Genomic DNA, 15,483 nt, shown 5'->3' on the forward strand with positions numbered 1-15,483 from the left:
GGTGCGCAAAGCTGCCGCCCCCACAGGAGTGCCTGGAAGATGTCCGACCTGCCCGCCGTGCCGATCTCTGCCCCGAAATCCACCTGGAGCCCGTTGTGGACCGCAGTCACCGCACTGGCGCTGACCGTGCCGGTGTTGGGGATATCGGCCCAGGCGGCCGATGGCGCGAATCCAGCGGGGGGCGCTCATGGGGGCGCCAGCGCGAGCCCTGGCGCAAGCACCAGCACCAGCACCAGCGAGCCGGCCGCCAACCCAAGCAAGCCGCACGATCCCGTCAAGGCCGCCAAGGCCGCCCCGGCCCATGCACCGGTGCCCGCCGCGAGTGCCGCTACCCAGCCCCAGCCCACCAGCGCCGACATCATCGCCACCGCCCCCGCCACCGCCTGGCGCGAGGTGGACCCGGACAGCCTGCTGATCATGACCCTGCCCCAGGGCGAGGCCTATATCGAGCTGGCACCGCGTTTCGCGCCCCGCCATGTGGACAACATCCGCGCCCTGGCCCGCGGCGGCTACTGGGACGGACTGGCCATCCTGCGGGTGCAGGACAACTACGTCACCCAATGGGGCGACCCGGATGCGGATGATGAGGACACCGGCACCAAGGGCAAGGCCCGGCCTTTCCCAACCGGCGCCGCCCCCCACCTGCCTGCCGAATTCGACGTCCCGCTCAAGGGCCTGCCCCTGAACGTCCTGCCGGATGTGGACGGCTGGGCGCCCCAGGCCGGCCATGTGGACGGCTTTCCGGTGGCCGCCGACCCGAAGACCGGACGTGCCTGGATGGCCCACTGTTATGCCACCGTCGGCGCCGGCCGAGGCAACGATGTGGACTCCAGCACCGGGGCCGAGTTGTATGTGGTGATCGGCCATGCCCCCCGCGGGCTGGACCTCAACATCACCGTGGTGGGCCGTGTCCTGCGGGGCATGGAAGATCTGTCCTCGCTGCCGCGCGGCACCGGCCGCCTGGGGTTTTATGACAAGCCCGAGCAGCGCCAGACCATCACCCGCATCACGCTGGCCTCCGCCCTGCCGGCGGACCAGCGCCCACAGCTGCAGGTGCTGCGCACCGACACCCCCACCTGGCAGGCGCTGCTCCATGCGCGCCGCCACCGTGGGGGCTGGTTTGTGCACAGCCCGGAGCACACCGAGATCTGCTCGGCAGCGGCCCCCGTCCGGAACAAGCCGACCGATGTGAAGCTGGAGAAGATCGTGTCGCCAGAGAGCCGGCGTTGACGAGCTGGTCCGCATACAGAGGGTAGGCCGGTCAACGAACCTTGACCGGGATCGGCCTCCACTGACGCGCATGCCTGAACTGCTGACAGCGAGTGGCCCGGTCCACCACCTACAATCGCCCGTCCTGCACCGTATCCACGGGCCTTGTGCCCGGTTTGCCGACGTGAACCCATCCGGCTCGTCCATTCTCAACATCTCCTGCTACCTGTTCGTCGGCATCGACGACCCTCACGCGCTGCGCGAGCGCCTGCACGAGCACGCGGCTCAGTTGGGCCTCAAGGGCACCGTGCTGATTGCCGAGGAAGGCATCAACCTCTTTCTGGCGGGCCCGGCGGCCGACGTCAACGCCTGGGTGGAGGCCCTGCGCGCCGACCCACGCTTCGCCACGCTGGCCCCCAAGGAAAGCTGGAGCACCGAAGTGCCCTTCCGCAAGCTGCTGGTGAAGGTGAAGCCGGAGATCATCCGCATGAATCATCCGACCATCCGGCCGGACCGCAGCCCCCGCGCCCCTGCGCTGCCGGCGGCCACACTCAAGCGCTGGCTGGACCAGGGCCATGACGACAACGGTCGCCCGGTGGTCACGCTGGACACCCGCAATGGCTTCGAAGTGGATGTGGGCGCCTTTAACAAGGCCATCGACTGGCGCATCACCAAGTTCAGCGAATTCCCCGAAGCGGTGAAGACGCACCGCGCGGAACTGGAAGGCAAAACGGTGGTGAGCTACTGCACGGGTGGCATCCGCTGTGAAAAGGCGGCGCTCTACCTGGCTCAACAGAACCTGGGGGGCCCGGTCTATCAGCTCGAAGGCGGCATCCTGAAGTATTTCGAGGAAGTGGGCGGGGACCACTATCACGGCGACTGCTTTGTCTTTGACGAGCGCCGTGCGGTGGACCCCGGTCTGGCGCCCTCGCCCCACAACGAAGCGCTGGATCGTCACTGAGCCGCGCCGTACCACGGTGACGACCAGCGGCATCGGCATTCTGAGCAGCATCCCCAGTGGCCCTCCACAGCGGCATGAGCGAACGCCCCACCCTCCTGGCCCGGCTGATGAAGCTGCTGGGCTTTCTGGTGCTGGCCACGGCCCTGCTGGCCATGGCCTTCCATGCGCCGGACCGTCCGCTGGAAAGCCTGCTCAGCCGTTGGGCGGAAGCGCCTTCCGACTTCATCGAACTACCGATGGCCGGCGGCCAGATCCAGTTGGTACATCTGCGCGACGAAGGGCCCCGTGACGATGCGGCGCCGATCGTGCTGCTGCACGGCACCGCCGCCAGCCTGCACACCTGGGCCGGCTGGGTGTCCGAATTAAAGACCGAACGTCGGGTCATCACGCTGGACCTGCCTGGATTCGGCCTCACCGGCCCCTCGGTGGTGGGGGATTACAGCGACGAAGCCTACGACCGCTTTCTGAAGGCCTTCCTGGCGCACCTCAAGCTCCAGCGGGTGGTGCTGGGCGGCAATTCGCTGGGAGGGGGAATTGCCTGGGGATACGCTGCACGCCATCCGGAGCAGGTGGCCGCCCTGGTGCTGGTGGATGCCGGCAATCTGGCGGTGGCCAGTGCGTCGGTGCCGGCCGGTTTCCGTGTGCCGCAATCGGCCGTGCTGCGCGCGTTGGCCCGCAATTTTCTGCCGCGACCGTTGGTGGAACGCAGCATCAAGGCGGTGTATGGGGACCCTTCCAAAGTCAGTGCCGCCCTCGTGGACCGCTATTTCGAGCTGACCTTGCGCGAGGGCAACCGCGAAGCCCTGGCGCAGCGACTGGCCCAGCGCACCCCCGGCCGTTTTGCGGATTTGCTGCCCCGCATCCAGGCGCCAACCCTGATTCTGTGGGGCGGCCAGGACCGGCTCATCCCGCCGGAAGCGGGGCGGATCTTCCAGCAGCAGATCCCTCGCAGCCGCCTGGAACTCTTCCCTTCGCTGGGTCATGTCCCCCAGGAGGAGGACCCCTTGTCCACCGTGCGCCCGGTCCAGGCGTTTTTGCACTCGCTATAACCCTGATGGTTGCGCGTCATGCCGCATTGCAACATCGGCCTTTCTGAATCCCCCACAAAGGAAACTTCATGCAACGTCGCTTTCTGATTGCCCGCGCTGCCCTGGTGGCGGCTGCCGTGCTGGCCACCGCCGGCGCCCAGGCCCAGGCTCCCGAATGGAAGAAGATCCGCATCGGTGTGGAAGGCGCCTACCCTCCCTTCTCTGAAGTGGGCGCGGACGGCAAGCTCAAGGGCTTCGAGATCGACCTGGCCTATGCCCTGTGCGCCCAGATCAAGGCCGAATGCACCCTGGTGCAGCAGGACTTCGACGGCCTGATTCCGGCCCTGCAGTCCCGCAAGGTGGATGCCATCATTGCTTCCATGTCCATCACGGACGAACGCAAGAAGGTCATCGCCTTCTCCAACCCCTACTACAGCGTGCCCGCCCGCTTCGCGGCCAAGGCTGGCGCCAAGTTCGACTTCTCCCCCGCCGGCCTGAAGGGCAAGAAGATCGGTGTGCAGCGCGCCACCATCCATGAGAAGTTTGTGGATGCCACGTTCAAGCAGAGCGACATTGTTCGCTACGCCACACAAGACCAGGCCTTCCTGGACCTGAAGTCCGGCCGTGTGGACCTGACGCTGGCCGACATGGTGGCCACGGACATGGGCTTCATCCAGACGCCGGCCGGCAAGGGGTATGAAATGGTCGGCCCGGAATACAACGATCCGAAGTACTTTGGCGTTGGGGTCGGGGTGGGCCTGCGCAAGCAGGACGAAAAGACCCTGGCCAAAAAGTTCAATGACGGCATTGCCGCCCTGAAGACCAGCGGTGAATTCAAAAAACTGAACGACAAGTACTTCAAGTACGACATCTCGGTGAAGTAACCCCTCCCCGGCAGCGCCTGGGCCGGCCCATTGCCGGCTCAGGCCTGAGGGGCGGGTCTGGATGGAAAGACGTTGATGAATCTGCATGGGTATCTGCCCAGCCTGCTTGAAGGCTCCTTGCTGACCCTGGCCGTGGCCTTGAGTTCCATGGCGCTGGCCATGCTGCTGGGCCTGATCGGCGCCCTGGCCAAACTGTCGCGCTGGCGCCCTGCCCAGTGGCTGGCCACGGTTTACACCACGCTGATTCGCGGCGTGCCGGACCTGCTGCTGATGCTGCTGATCTTCTTCGGCGGCCAGGTCTTGGTGAACACCCTGGCGCTGTCGCTGGGCCATGAGGACTACATCGACATCAACCCGTTTGTGGCCGGGGTGCTGACCATCGGTTTCATCTTCGGCGCCTATCTGACGGAAGCCTTCCGGGGCGCCTTCCTGGCGGTGCCCCCCGGGCAGCGGGAGGCGGGGCTGGCGTATGGGATGTCGCCACGCCAGGTGGCCTGGCGCATTACGTTCCCCCAGATGTTCCGGCATGCGTTGCCGGGGCTTTCCAACAACTGGCTGGTGCTGATCAAGAGCACCGCCATCGTCTCGGTGATCGGCCTGCATGATCTGATGACCCGTGGCATGCAGGCGGCGGGCAGCACCCGCGAGCCGTTTGTGTTCTACAGCGCGGTGGCGCTCATCTATCTGGCCTTCACCACCCTCTCCGAACTGCTGTTCAGCCATCTGAACAAGCGGCTGTCCATCGGCGTGCGGCGCCAGTCGCTATGACACGCTGGTGACTGCCGATGGAATCGCAGCCCTGCCGCACTGATACGCCGGTGGGCCGCTCCATGGGTGGCCCCGCCTGTTGCTTCCTCTGTTGCCCTTTCCGGGTGGCAGTTCCGTCAAACGCCGCCCTCTGACCCGCCGCCCATGAATCTGGACGCCATTCTTGAGAACTTCCCTCGGTATCTGGAGGGAGCGCTGGCCACTGCCGAACTGCTGGGCATCTCACTGCTCATCGGGCTGGCGCTGGCCATTCCGCTGGCCGTGCTGCGCACGCTGCCGATGCCGTGGGTCTCCCGCCCGATCTGGGTCTACACCTACATCTTCCGCGGCACCCCGATGCTGGTGCAGCTCTTCCTGATTTACTACGGGCTGGGCCAGTTCGAATGGATGCAGCAGAGCGCCCTGTGGCCGCTGTTCAGCTCCGCCTGGTTCTGCGCCTGCCTGACCTTTGTACTGAACACCTGCGCCTACACCACCGAAATCATTGCCGGCTCCATCCGCGCATTGCCTTATGGAGAAATCGAAGCGGCCAAGGCGCTGGGCATGACCCGCTGGGTGATGCTGCGCCGCATTGTGCTGCCCTCGGCCCTGCGGCGTTCGCTGCCGGCCTACAGCAACGAAGTGATCTTCATGCTGCACGGCACGTCATTGGCCAGCGTGGTCACCATCATGGATCTCACCGGCGCTGCGCGCGAGATCAACTCCACCTACTACATTCCCTTCGAGGCCTTCATCACAGCGGCCCTGTTCTACTTCAGTTTCACGCTGGTGCTGGTGGGGCTGTTCCACAAGGCGGAGGCTCGCTGGCTCAAGCCGTTGATGCCTCGCTGAAATCCCACGACATGCAAGTCCAACAACACCTTCTGCCCAGCCCATCGCCGGGCACCCGACGGGAACTCGTGTCCCTGCATTACGGCCGGCCCGGCCACGGCCCCAAGGTCTACATCCAGGCCTCACTGCATGCCGATGAATTGCCCGGCATGCTCACCGCCTGGCATCTGCGCCAGCGCCTGGATGCGCTGGATGCGGCCGGCCGCATCCAGGGCGAGATCGTGCTGGTGCCGATGGCCAATCCCATCGGTCTATCTCAATGGTGGCTGCAATCGCACCTGGGGCGGTTTGAGTCGCTGTCGGGGGAGAACTTCAACCGGCACTATCCCGCCTTCATCGAAACCGCCGCGCAGAAGGCCGAGCCCGAACTGGGTGCCGATGCCGCCCACAACGTGGCGGTGCTGCGGCGCGTGCTGCGGTCGGAAATCGAGTCGTCCCCGGCCAGCACCGAATTGCAGGCGCTGCGCAAGACACTGATGCTGCTGGCCTGTGATGCCGACGTGGTGCTGGACCTGCACTGCGATGCCCAGGCCCTGATGCATCTCTACACAGAAACACCGTGCTGGCCGGAGTGCGAGCCGCTGGCTGCCTATCTCGGGTCCGCCGTGACGCTCTTGGCCATGGACTCCGGGGACCAACCGTTTGACGAAGCCTGCTCGCAGCCCTGGTGGAAATGGAAACATCACTTCGGCGACCGATTCCCGATTCCGCAGGCCTGCCTGTCGGTGACCGTGGAACTGCGGGGCCAGCAGGATGTGCACCATGACCTGGCCGGCAAGGACGCCCGCGCCATCCTGGACTTCCTCACCTTCCGGGGTGTGATTGACGGCCCGGTGACACCGGCGCCCGCCCCGGTGGGGGATTCAAGGCCGCTGGCGGGTTGCATGCCGATCCAGACGCCGGTGCCGGGTGTGCTCACCTTCCTCCGGGAGGTGGGCGAGACGGTGAAGGACGGGGACGTGCTGGCCCATGTCATTGACCCCATCACCGCCACGGTGACGGAACTGAAGAGCCCGGTGGACGGGCTGCTGTTTGCTCGCGACACGCTGCGCCTGGTGACGGCCGGCGCCAAGGTCGCGAAAGTCGCTGGTCGCGAAGCGCTGCGCACCGGCAAATTGTTGGGAGCCCGTTGATGTCCACCGCCAGTCTCAGTGTTGTCGACCTGCACAAGCGCTACGGGGAGCGGGAGGTGCTCAAGGGCGTCTCGCTGTCCGCCAAGCCCGGCGATGTGATCACTCTTATCGGATCCAGCGGCTCCGGCAAGAGCACCTTCCTGCGCTGCCTGAACCTGCTGGAACAGCCCTATGAAGGCACGCTGCGCCTGGGCGACGAAGCGCTGAAACTGGTGCGGGACCGCGATGGCAGCCTGCGTGCGGCCGATGCCGCGCAGTTGCAGCGCTGGCGCGCCCGGCTGGCAATGGTGTTCCAGAACTTCAACCTCTGGGCGCATCGCACCGTGCTGGAAAACGTCATTGAAGCGCCGGTGCATGTGCTGAAGCAGCCGCGCGCCCAGGCGATTGAAAAGGCAGAGGCCTTGCTGGCGCGGGTGGGCGTGGCCCATCGCAAGGATGTCTATCCGGCCCAGTTGTCCGGCGGCGAGCAGCAGCGGGTGGCCATCGCCCGAGCGCTGGCGGTGGAGCCGGAGGTGATGCTGTTTGACGAACCCACGTCGGCACTGGACCCGGAACTGGTCGGTGAAGTGCTGAAGGTGATGCGCGACCTGGCCGCCGAAGGCCGCACCATGATCGTGGTCACCCATGAGATGGGTTTTGCGCGCGAGGTGTCGACCCACACGATGTTCCTGCATCAGGGGCGCGTGGAAGAACAGGGGCATCCGCGCGAGGTGCTGACGTCGCCGCAGAGTGAGCGCTTGAAGGCGTTCTTGAGTGGCGGGTTGAAGTAGGCGGTGGTGCGTTGCTGGTCGCCCACCCGGCCCAAGTCAGCGCAGCGCCAGCATCAATTCCGCCGCAGCGCTGAGCAAACCGGGGTCCGCCCGCAGGTCGGGGAACGGGTCCACCGGCACCCACAAGGCTTGCTGCCGCCATCCGAGGCGCTGCAACCGTACACCAGCGCGCACCAGTGCCGCGACCAATGCGGGCAGTTCGCTGCGCAAGGCCGTGAGCACCTGCTCCGATTCGGCCAGCAATGTCAGGTGCAAGGCGTGGCGCGCGCCTTGCAGTTGTAGGCCGACGGCAGCGTCTTTCCATTTAAAGAGCAGGCTCAAGGCGGGCTCGTGCTCCTCGTCATCGCCGGGCTCGGGGTGCCGATGAGGCCTGTCGGCGTCGCGTTCATGGCGCAGCCAATACGGTTGAGGGAGCAGCCAGAACGGCTCGCCCCCCGGACCGATCGGGGGCCGCCCCTGCGCCAACGCTTCCGCCCATCCCTGAATCAATTGAGCGGTGCTCAGCGAACGCGTCGGCATGCCCGGATCGGCCAGCATCTGGCGACGCCAGCCGGCGAGATCGGCGCGCAGGGCACTGAGTTGCGACCATCCACTGTCTGCGCGATTCAGCCTGGACCCACCACCGGCCTGCCACGGATCCGCTGATGGGCTGGACCCGGCGCCGCCACGTTGCCATCGTGGGCGGGTGTCGTCCAAGGGCTCGGGGAAGTCTGTGTCGGGGCTGGCGGCATGGGTTGTATTGGAGGACTGGGGGCCAGCGCCCGCGCCCGCGCCACGCCGTTCCACCACTTCCAGGGCGAGGCGAGGCCACACGCTCACCACACGCATCAGCAGCTCATCACCGGGGACGAGATCTTCCAGTGGCGGCTGGATGAGGGACAGGACCTGCGCGCCATCGAGCGACTCCAGCGTCCAGCCACTGGCACTGGCGCTCCCGGGCTTGAGCCGCAGCAGATCACCCGCCTGAAGGCCTTGGGGCTCGCGACCGGCCGGTGCGACACGCACCGTGGCCGAGACCGGCGAGACGGGAGAAGTCGATCCAGCAGCCATGGCGCCATACCTCCGCGCGCTTGCAGGCGAAAAAAAACAGCCGGGCGAACACCCGGCTGCTGAGAATGCGGTGCGGGAGGCACCGCCGAGGGGGGTGTGAGAGCGGGGATCAGCCCAGCAGCGACATCACCAGGCCGGACATGCTGTTGCTCTGCTTGAGCATGGCGGTGCCGGACTGCAACAGCATCTGCTTGGTGGTCATCGTGGACGACTCGGCGGCGAAGTCGGTGTCCATGATGCGGCCCTTGGCAGCCGTGGTGTTGGTGCTCATGTTCTGCAGGTTGTTGTAGACATGGTCCAGACGGTTGGCGGCAGCGCCGAAGGACGCGCGCAGTTCACCGACCTTGTCGATGGCGGTGCCCAGCGTGGTCAGCAGCGTGTTGGCGGTGGCCGACAGCTCGGTACCGGCGGCAGGAGCGGCGTTGTACTGCGACGAGACGGCACCCAGGGCAGTGGCCAGGGCGGTCAGTTGGGTGCTGACGTCCACCGACATGGTTTCACCGGAGGAGGCGCCGATCTGGAAGCTCATGGCGGCGCTCATCTTGCCGTTGGAGCCGTCGATGGTGGTGCCGTTGGAGAACAGCTGGGTACCGCCAAAGCTGGTGTTCTTGACGATGTTGGTGAGTTCGGTGCCGAGGGCGTCGTACTCGTTCTGCATCGCGGTCTTGTCGGTGGCGGTGGACGAAGCCGAGAAGGCTTCGGTGGCCAGGTCCTTCATGCGCAGCAGGATGTTGCTCACTTCATTCAGGGCGCCTTCACCGGTTTGCAGCATCGAGATGCCGTTTTGGGTGTTGCGCTGGGCGACGGCCATGCCGCGAGTCTGGGAGTCCAGGCGGGTGGCGATCTGCAGGCCGGCGGCGTCGTCCATCGCGGAGTTGACGCGATAGCCGGTACCCAGGCGGGTCATGGAGGTGGAGAGGCTCTTTTGCGTCGAGCTCAGCGAGTTCTGGGTCGACAGGGCCGCGGCATTGGTGTGCAGGCTCAACATGATGTTCGCTCCTAAAGAGTGGTCTTGCGCTTGTTTGGTGAGGGGCTTTGAACTGCCCTCACCTGCTTAGGACGACTGGGGGGAGCGGGGACTTAAATGGGGAGGGGAACTTTTTTTGGAGCGGGTTGGCCGGTGAAGACGTCTACCGATCCGTAGATGACGACACCGTGCGAAGTGTTCGGGTCGGGCTGCGAAAGCGCAGCGGCAGGCACGGAACGGGCCACCGCCAGACGAAAGGCGGGCGGGTTGCGGGGCATAGACGGGGAGCTTTCCACACGAAACGGCATAAGGCCCCCAAAACAGCTGCAATCTGCCGCAGCTGCACCCCTGCTGGTGCAGCGCTGCCAGCGTCACTCGGTATTCAGGCTGCAGTTGCTTGTATCTCGTCGTCATCTTCACACCTTACCGGTTGGCAAGGTGTTGCACTTCAGACTTGAGACCGCCCGGGACTGGTCGCACATCACCGTCGTCACTCTTAACCCGGAGCGCGAGTCGCTCGTCGCTGCGGCCTCGCGTTCCAGTAATACTCAGACATTGGCTGCATGAGCGAGGCGACAACTAGCTTGACGCGCGCCGACAGGCGTAGTGTCGTTCAACGTTGTTGAACTCGCCGCTCGATAACCAGTCAGTCCTCAGAAAAATAGTGGTCGATTGAAAGCGGAATCCCATAACTGCCGATTTCCTTCAGTAAGTTAGCCGACAGTGTCGGACCTCCATCAAAACTAGCCTGAAAGTGTCCGCACCACCAAATAGAGCGAAATTCAAGAGAAAGCGCCACTATTTCTGGCTTTCGAGCGCGCAGGCAGCCAAGCAAAAATTGCAAACCTTCGTCTAAGGATGTCCATTCGGATTGAAATCCGATTTCACCCTTTCCGTTGTATGCCCAGAAGGGCTCACGCCTTCTTGTGCTCGCCTGACTTTCTAAAAGGCCCAACTCCGCGCTTGCAGCCAAGCTGAGTCGTCTCGAGATATTTGCCGGCTCCAACTTTGAGCCAATAAATCGCAGCTCCACCGTGTAGGTGTGAGGCGCCGAACGTTTTTCCTTTGTCATGGCATCACAGCATTCGCTGGAATAGTCGGCCACAGTGGCGGGAGTAATGAAGGCAACATTCTTAGACACCGGTAAACGATATAGGCTGTGCCGCCGACAACAACAACTTTTGCCGTCTTCTTGCATGCATCGCCACAAGCTTCTGGCTCTGGGGCAGGTGCTGGAGGTGGTCCACCACAACCGTTCTTACCATCTGGCATGCCCCATTCCACCCAGGTCGCATAAGCCTCCGCCAATTCTGCTCTTGTTGCATCCTGGTCGCCAGGCTGCTTCCAGCATTGATGAAACCAACGCTGGAAATTTCGGTCCGTGAATTCCCACCATTGGCCGGTCTTTCCGCCTTGCCTAACGTGTCCTAACGGGTCGACATATTGGACGGGGTTACCCTCCACATAGGCATATGTGTTGATGCCTCCGCCTAGGCCAACCGGGTCACTTTTAACATACCTCCCACTCGTCCCATCGTAATCCCGGAAGTAGTTGTAGTTGAGCCCCGTCTCCCCATCAAAGTACTGCCCCGGAAAGCGCAAGGGAAATGCCACTGCAGCCAGTCCTGCCGGAGCAGTTTCCGCTGCCGTGGACCCAAACGGGGACTTCTCATAACCCCGTTCTCGCCGCACCTGAAGGCGCGAGCATGTCCGCAGCCTCGGATTGAGGCCGCACAAGCCCGTTTCAGCCATCGAAGCTGGCCGCCAGGCCCCTCATCTCCCGCTTTGCGGGCTCAGCGGGCGCACCTCGCCCTTGGCGGCGCTCAATGCGCCGGCTCATGGGCGGCCAGCCACACCAGCCGCTTGACGTTGTAGGCCACGCACTGGAGCGTGATCGCCAGTTCATTGCGAGCCAGCGTCGTGGCCCGCACCACCTTGCCACCCAACTGCTGCAGGCCCGCGAACACGTGCTCGCCTCTGGCCCGGATGCGGTTGATGGCCGTGTTGCGTGCATCCAGCCGCTGACGCTTCTGCTGCCCAGGCCGGGCTCTTCTGCCGATGCCGTCTCGCAGTTGCTGCTCTCGCAGCAGGTCCCGGTTGGCCTGGCTGTCATAGCCCCGGTCGGCCAGCACGCGTTTGCCGGTGTTGCTGGGGTCCAGCACGTCCTTCAAGGTCTGGCCGTCGTCCACATTGGCCGGCGTGACCTTGATCTTGCGGATGAGCTTGTAGCGCGCGTCGCTGTTGGCATGCACCTTGTCGCCGTAGTGGCTCTTGCCGTGCTTCTTCGTCCAGCGGGCGGCGCGGTCGGTGTGGCGCAGCTTCTTGGAGGACCAGCCCTCAGGGGCCTGCCCTTCATTGAGCGCTTCGCGCTCCTCGCTCTTGGTGTGCGTGACCGGCGCCTGCACGATGCTGGCGTCCACGATCTGCCCGCCTCGCGGGATGTAGCCGTGAGCCTGCAGTTGCTGGCTGACGGCCTCGAAGATGGCCCTCCCGCCCAGGCCACCCTGGGCCAGTTGCTGCTTGAAGCGCCACAGCGTGCGTGCGTCCGGGATGTGCAGCTCGCCTGCAAGCCGGCAAAAGTGCTGGAAGCTCATGCGGTCCAGCACCTGGTACTCGCACTCCTCGTCGCTCAAGTTGTACAGCGACTGGATGAACACCAGCCGCACCATGATCTCGGTGGAGTACGGCGGGCGGCCACCCTTGCTGCGGTCGGGCCGTGGGCAGGCTGCCTCCACCTGAGCTGCAACTGCTGCGAAGTCCACCAGTTCGTCCATCGCCGCGAGGTTGGCGATGAAGCTGCCCATCTTCTCCTGACGTCGGTCCTGAACGAATAGGTCAGATGAAGCCTGGCGGCGCCAGAAGGCCGAGGGCTTGATGCGGGGTGTGATCATGGCCTGTATGGTGACCGATTCCGGTGTCAGGTGTGAGAGAGGTTTTGAGAAGTGCCCCATAAGCTGAACACTGTGGATGGCGACGCGATACGCTGGAATACTTTACTCTGAGCGTCATGTAGATTCCGAAAATAAGACTTCAGAATCTGCGGGCGATTTACGACTGGATCCTGTCAGTTAGTTATGGGACGCTATTTTGGAAGCTGATCCAATTCGCAATTGGGTGAATTAAAGCCACTTGCCCTTTGCCTGTGTTAGTTTAGGGAAATGAAGTTTTTTCGCTTTCGCGATTGCGACGCCGATTTCATCGCCAAGAGCGCATATGTCCAATATAACCTGACCGATCTCATCCTCTTGATGGGCGAAAAAAGTAGTATCCCCGCAGGCATCAGAAGTATCTAGCGGACTTTTCACCTCCGACTTTTCAATCCCTCGACCCAAGCCGAACCGCAGTACCGAAGTTGTGTCTTGAAAATAATATTTACTCAGCCCATCCTTCGAAGCGCCAAAAATGTCTACGCCCGCAAAAACGATCGGCTCTACGCTTGGCATTGTTTGATCGACATCTGCATACGCTATTCTGAAGTAGGTCACTCCGACCTCAAGAGAGTTCGCGTTCATTGCTACCTCCTTACAATAAAATTAATAGCTAATGGCAAAAACATAATGCTTGCTAGATTATGGAAACACTCGTATGGGCCTGAAAGGAACCCATATTGGATTGTGTGCCGGAGAGGCTTCATTGGGTGGCACTGGTCGCTCCAGACGAGGGTCATAACTCTGCGGAGGTGACATCATGTCTTTCAAGCGATCAAACCATGAACGTTCGGGCGGACAGTTTTTTTCCTCCTTACATGCACAGTTTATTATCCTTTCGATTTCCACGTTCTTTTGGCCAGTTACCGGATCATATTCCTTTGTTCTGACCACGTTTTGGACATAACATGCATCGACATTTTCTGAGGTGCCACATTTTGCGCTGCAAACTTGTAAATCAAGTTTGGTGCAGCTTGCATTTTTGGAATTGGGGGCCAACCCCTTAATATCGATTAATGACAACGGGTCCGCATTCACGTATGCAAATGTGTTGACCCCGGCCTGTAACCCGACAGGGTCAGATTGGACATACCTTCCAAGAGAGGAGTCGTAATCCCTAAAGTAGTTGTAATTGAGCCCGGTCTCTCCGTCAAAGTACTGCCCCGGAAAGCGCAAGGCGAATGCCACCGCAGCCAGCCCTGACGGCGCCGGCGCGGGTTCCGCCGCCGTGGACCCAAACGGCTCCGCGATCCACCGCCAGCGCTCCGCCCCGGACTGGTCCACCAGGATTCTGGGCGCCCCGAGGTGATCCGCATAGCTGAAGAACACATCGTTGCTGTTGACCGGGCCCAGCACGACCAACGGCTGCCCGTTGAACCACACCACCTCCTGCACCGCTGTGCCGTCGGCTGCGTATTCCCCCAGCAGCTCCGGGCTGGAGTCGTACACAAACACCCGTGCTTGATCCGGCACAGCCGCATTGGACTTGCTCACCCGCTGCCCGCCGGCGTCATAGCTGTAGAACGTGGTCTGCCCCGCCTTGGTGATCGCTGTCAGCCGGTTGTCCAGGCTGTACACCGCGCTGTTGTACATCGCGGTGTCGGCAATGGTGTTGCCCGCCGCGTCGTAGCTCATGCTGCGCACCGGGTTGCTGATCTGCTCCAGCCGGTTGCTGGTGGCTGAGGTCGTGTAGGCGCGGCTGCTCCCGTTCAGGGTCACCTGCGTGCGGTTGCCATTGGCGTCATACCCGATGGTCCAGCTCTGGGCGGGTGTGCTGATGGTGGTCAGCCTCCCCAGTTCGTCATACCCGAAGTTCTGCTCCAGCGCCTGCGTGGCGGCCGTGGCCTGCCCCGTGGTCGCATCCAGATGGGTGTAACTGATGATCCGGTTGGCGGCGTCATACCGCAGGTCCCGCACCACGCCGTTCAAGGGGTAGCGCACCAGGCGGCCGTAGGTGTCAAACACCCGCTCATAGGCCTGCGTGCCACTGGCCATGTGCATCAGCCAGCTGCGCGCCGGCCCGAAGGCTTGCCACTGGATCTGGCTGATCAGCGGTTGGCCCGGGGAGACGGTGTCAGTGGCAAGGCTGATGCCCTTGAGCTGCCCCGCCTCGTAGCTGAAAGTCACCACCCGCCCCGAGGGATAGGTGAGGCGGGTGACGTGGTTGGCTGCATCGTAGGCATAGCGGGTGGTGAGAGCCACCGTGCCCACCGTCTGGATGCGGGTGATCACCCGGCCATGGGCGTCATAGCCGTATTGCGTGCTGCCCGTGGGGAAGGTGGCGGTGGTCAGGCGGCCGACGCCGTAGCCATACACCCCGCCGGACTGGTCGTAGGTCCAGCCGTAGGTCACCGAGGCTTGCCGGCCTTGGTGAAGCTCACCGAGGTGGGGCGGTTCAGGGCGTCATAGGTGTAGGTGGCCAGCACGCCGCGGCTGTCGGTGCGGGTGAGCAGGTTGCCGGCCGCGTCATAGGTGCTGTTGGCCACGCCCGTGTCCGGGCTGCTGAGCTGAGTCAGGTCCCCCAGGCCGTTGCGCTGGTATTGGGTGACCAGGCTGCGAGGGTCGGTCACCTGGCTCACCTGGTCCTGACCATCGTGGCTGAGCGCCGTGACGCCGTTCCTGGCATCGGTGCTGGTCTTGAGCCGGTCCAGGGTGTCGTAGGCGTTCTGGGTGGTGAAGCCGAAGCCGGTCGCGCCCTTGGCCTTGACCACCTTGGTAAGGTTGCCCTTGGCGTCGTATTCATAGTCGGTCACCGGGGCGGGCGAGACTGGTGGGGGTGGCAGCGTGGCGGCATGGGCCATGCCGGCTGTGCCCGCCAAGGTGGCGGTGATGGCCGCCATCACCGCCACTGTGGCGCGGGCGGTCCTTGCGGTCCAGGCCAGGGCTGGTTGATGTGTCGGAGGCACCGCGTGCACCGCCTGAACCGCGTGCGCCGGGCGCGCGTGTCCTTGGGGA

16 protein-coding genes are annotated in these 15,483 nt (G+C 63.6%); 8 read left to right on the forward strand and 8 right to left on the reverse strand.

Features of this window, described 5'->3' with window-relative positions:
- Positions 1-39: 39 nt before the first annotated feature.
- The 8 genes from OU995_RS23140 (at position 40) to OU995_RS23175 (ending at position 7,584) form a co-directional block, all read left to right on the forward strand.
- On the forward strand, positions 40-1,230 hold the full coding sequence (locus OU995_RS23140) for a peptidylprolyl isomerase (protein WP_267832493.1): 1,191 nt from the start codon (positions 40-42) through the stop codon (positions 1,228-1,230).
- A 163-nt stretch (positions 1,231-1,393) separates the two neighbouring features.
- Positions 1,394-2,170 carry a sulfurtransferase gene (locus OU995_RS23145; protein ID WP_267832494.1) on the forward strand — a complete coding sequence of 259 codons (777 nt, stop codon included), beginning with the start codon at positions 1,394-1,396 and terminating at the stop codon, positions 2,168-2,170.
- 74 nt (positions 2,171-2,244) lie between these two features.
- Positions 2,245-3,219, forward strand: coding sequence for an alpha/beta fold hydrolase (locus tag OU995_RS23150; RefSeq protein ID WP_267832495.1), 975 nt, complete (start codon positions 2,245-2,247; stop codon positions 3,217-3,219).
- Between the two features lie 68 nt (positions 3,220-3,287).
- Positions 3,288-4,082 carry an ABC transporter substrate-binding protein gene (locus OU995_RS23155; RefSeq protein WP_267832496.1) on the forward strand — a complete coding sequence of 265 codons (795 nt, stop codon included), beginning with the start codon at positions 3,288-3,290 and terminating at the stop codon, positions 4,080-4,082.
- A gap of 75 nt (positions 4,083-4,157) precedes the next feature.
- The gene (locus OU995_RS23160; protein WP_267832497.1) at positions 4,158-4,850 is read left to right on the forward strand and encodes an ABC transporter permease; all 693 of its coding nucleotides are present in this window, start codon (positions 4,158-4,160) and stop codon (positions 4,848-4,850) included.
- 144 nt (positions 4,851-4,994) lie between these two features.
- On the forward strand, positions 4,995-5,681 hold the full coding sequence (locus tag OU995_RS23165; protein ID WP_267832499.1) for an ABC transporter permease: 687 nt from the start codon (positions 4,995-4,997) through the stop codon (positions 5,679-5,681).
- A gap of 11 nt (positions 5,682-5,692) precedes the next feature.
- Positions 5,693-6,814 (forward strand): M14 family metallopeptidase, encoded by a 1,122-nt coding sequence (locus tag OU995_RS23170; protein ID WP_267832501.1) that lies wholly within the window; start codon positions 5,693-5,695, stop codon positions 6,812-6,814.
- Positions 6,814-7,584 carry an ABC transporter ATP-binding protein gene (locus OU995_RS23175; RefSeq protein WP_267832503.1) on the forward strand — a complete coding sequence of 257 codons (771 nt, stop codon included), beginning with the start codon at positions 6,814-6,816 and terminating at the stop codon, positions 7,582-7,584. The genes OU995_RS23170 and OU995_RS23175 overlap by 1 nt, the downstream gene beginning before the upstream one ends.
- A gap of 36 nt (positions 7,585-7,620) precedes the next feature.
- Here the strand turns inward: OU995_RS23175 and OU995_RS23180 are convergent, their stop codons facing one another.
- From OU995_RS23180 to OU995_RS23215, 8 genes are all read right to left on the reverse strand, one after another.
- The gene (locus OU995_RS23180; protein ID WP_267832505.1) at positions 7,621-8,634 is read right to left on the reverse strand and encodes a hypothetical protein; all 1,014 of its coding nucleotides are present in this window, start codon (positions 8,632-8,634) and stop codon (positions 7,621-7,623) included.
- A gap of 109 nt (positions 8,635-8,743) precedes the next feature.
- The gene (locus OU995_RS23185) at positions 8,744-9,622 is read right to left on the reverse strand and encodes a flagellin (protein ID WP_267832506.1); all 879 of its coding nucleotides are present in this window, start codon (positions 9,620-9,622) and stop codon (positions 8,744-8,746) included.
- Between the two features lie 625 nt (positions 9,623-10,247).
- Entirely contained in the window at positions 10,248-10,673 is a 426-nt protein-coding gene (locus tag OU995_RS23190) for a hypothetical protein (protein ID WP_420714754.1), read from the reverse strand.
- On the reverse strand, positions 10,670-11,353 hold the full coding sequence (locus tag OU995_RS27615) for an RHS repeat-associated core domain-containing protein (protein ID WP_420714755.1): 684 nt from the start codon (positions 11,351-11,353) through the stop codon (positions 10,670-10,672). The genes OU995_RS23190 and OU995_RS27615 overlap by 4 nt, the downstream gene beginning before the upstream one ends.
- Positions 11,354-11,424: 71 nt before the next feature.
- On the reverse strand, positions 11,425-12,492 hold the full coding sequence (locus OU995_RS23200; protein ID WP_267832507.1) for an IS5 family transposase: 1,068 nt from the start codon (positions 12,490-12,492) through the stop codon (positions 11,425-11,427).
- A gap of 228 nt (positions 12,493-12,720) precedes the next feature.
- Positions 12,721-13,113, reverse strand: a complete 393-nt coding sequence (locus OU995_RS23205; protein WP_267832508.1) for a hypothetical protein — start codon at positions 13,111-13,113, stop codon at positions 12,721-12,723.
- A gap of 57 nt (positions 13,114-13,170) precedes the next feature.
- Positions 13,171-14,880: an RHS repeat domain-containing protein gene (locus OU995_RS23210; protein WP_267832509.1), complete on the reverse strand. Its 1,710-nt coding sequence runs from the start codon at positions 14,878-14,880 to the stop codon at positions 13,171-13,173.
- Positions 14,877-15,434, reverse strand: coding sequence for a hypothetical protein (locus tag OU995_RS23215; protein ID WP_267832510.1), 558 nt, complete (start codon positions 15,432-15,434; stop codon positions 14,877-14,879). The genes OU995_RS23210 and OU995_RS23215 overlap by 4 nt, the downstream gene beginning before the upstream one ends.
- Between the last annotated feature and the right edge of the window lie 49 nt (positions 15,435-15,483).

This window comes from Roseateles sp. SL47, from assembly GCF_026625885.1.
Classification (GTDB): Bacteria; Pseudomonadota; Gammaproteobacteria; order Burkholderiales; family Burkholderiaceae_C; genus Roseateles.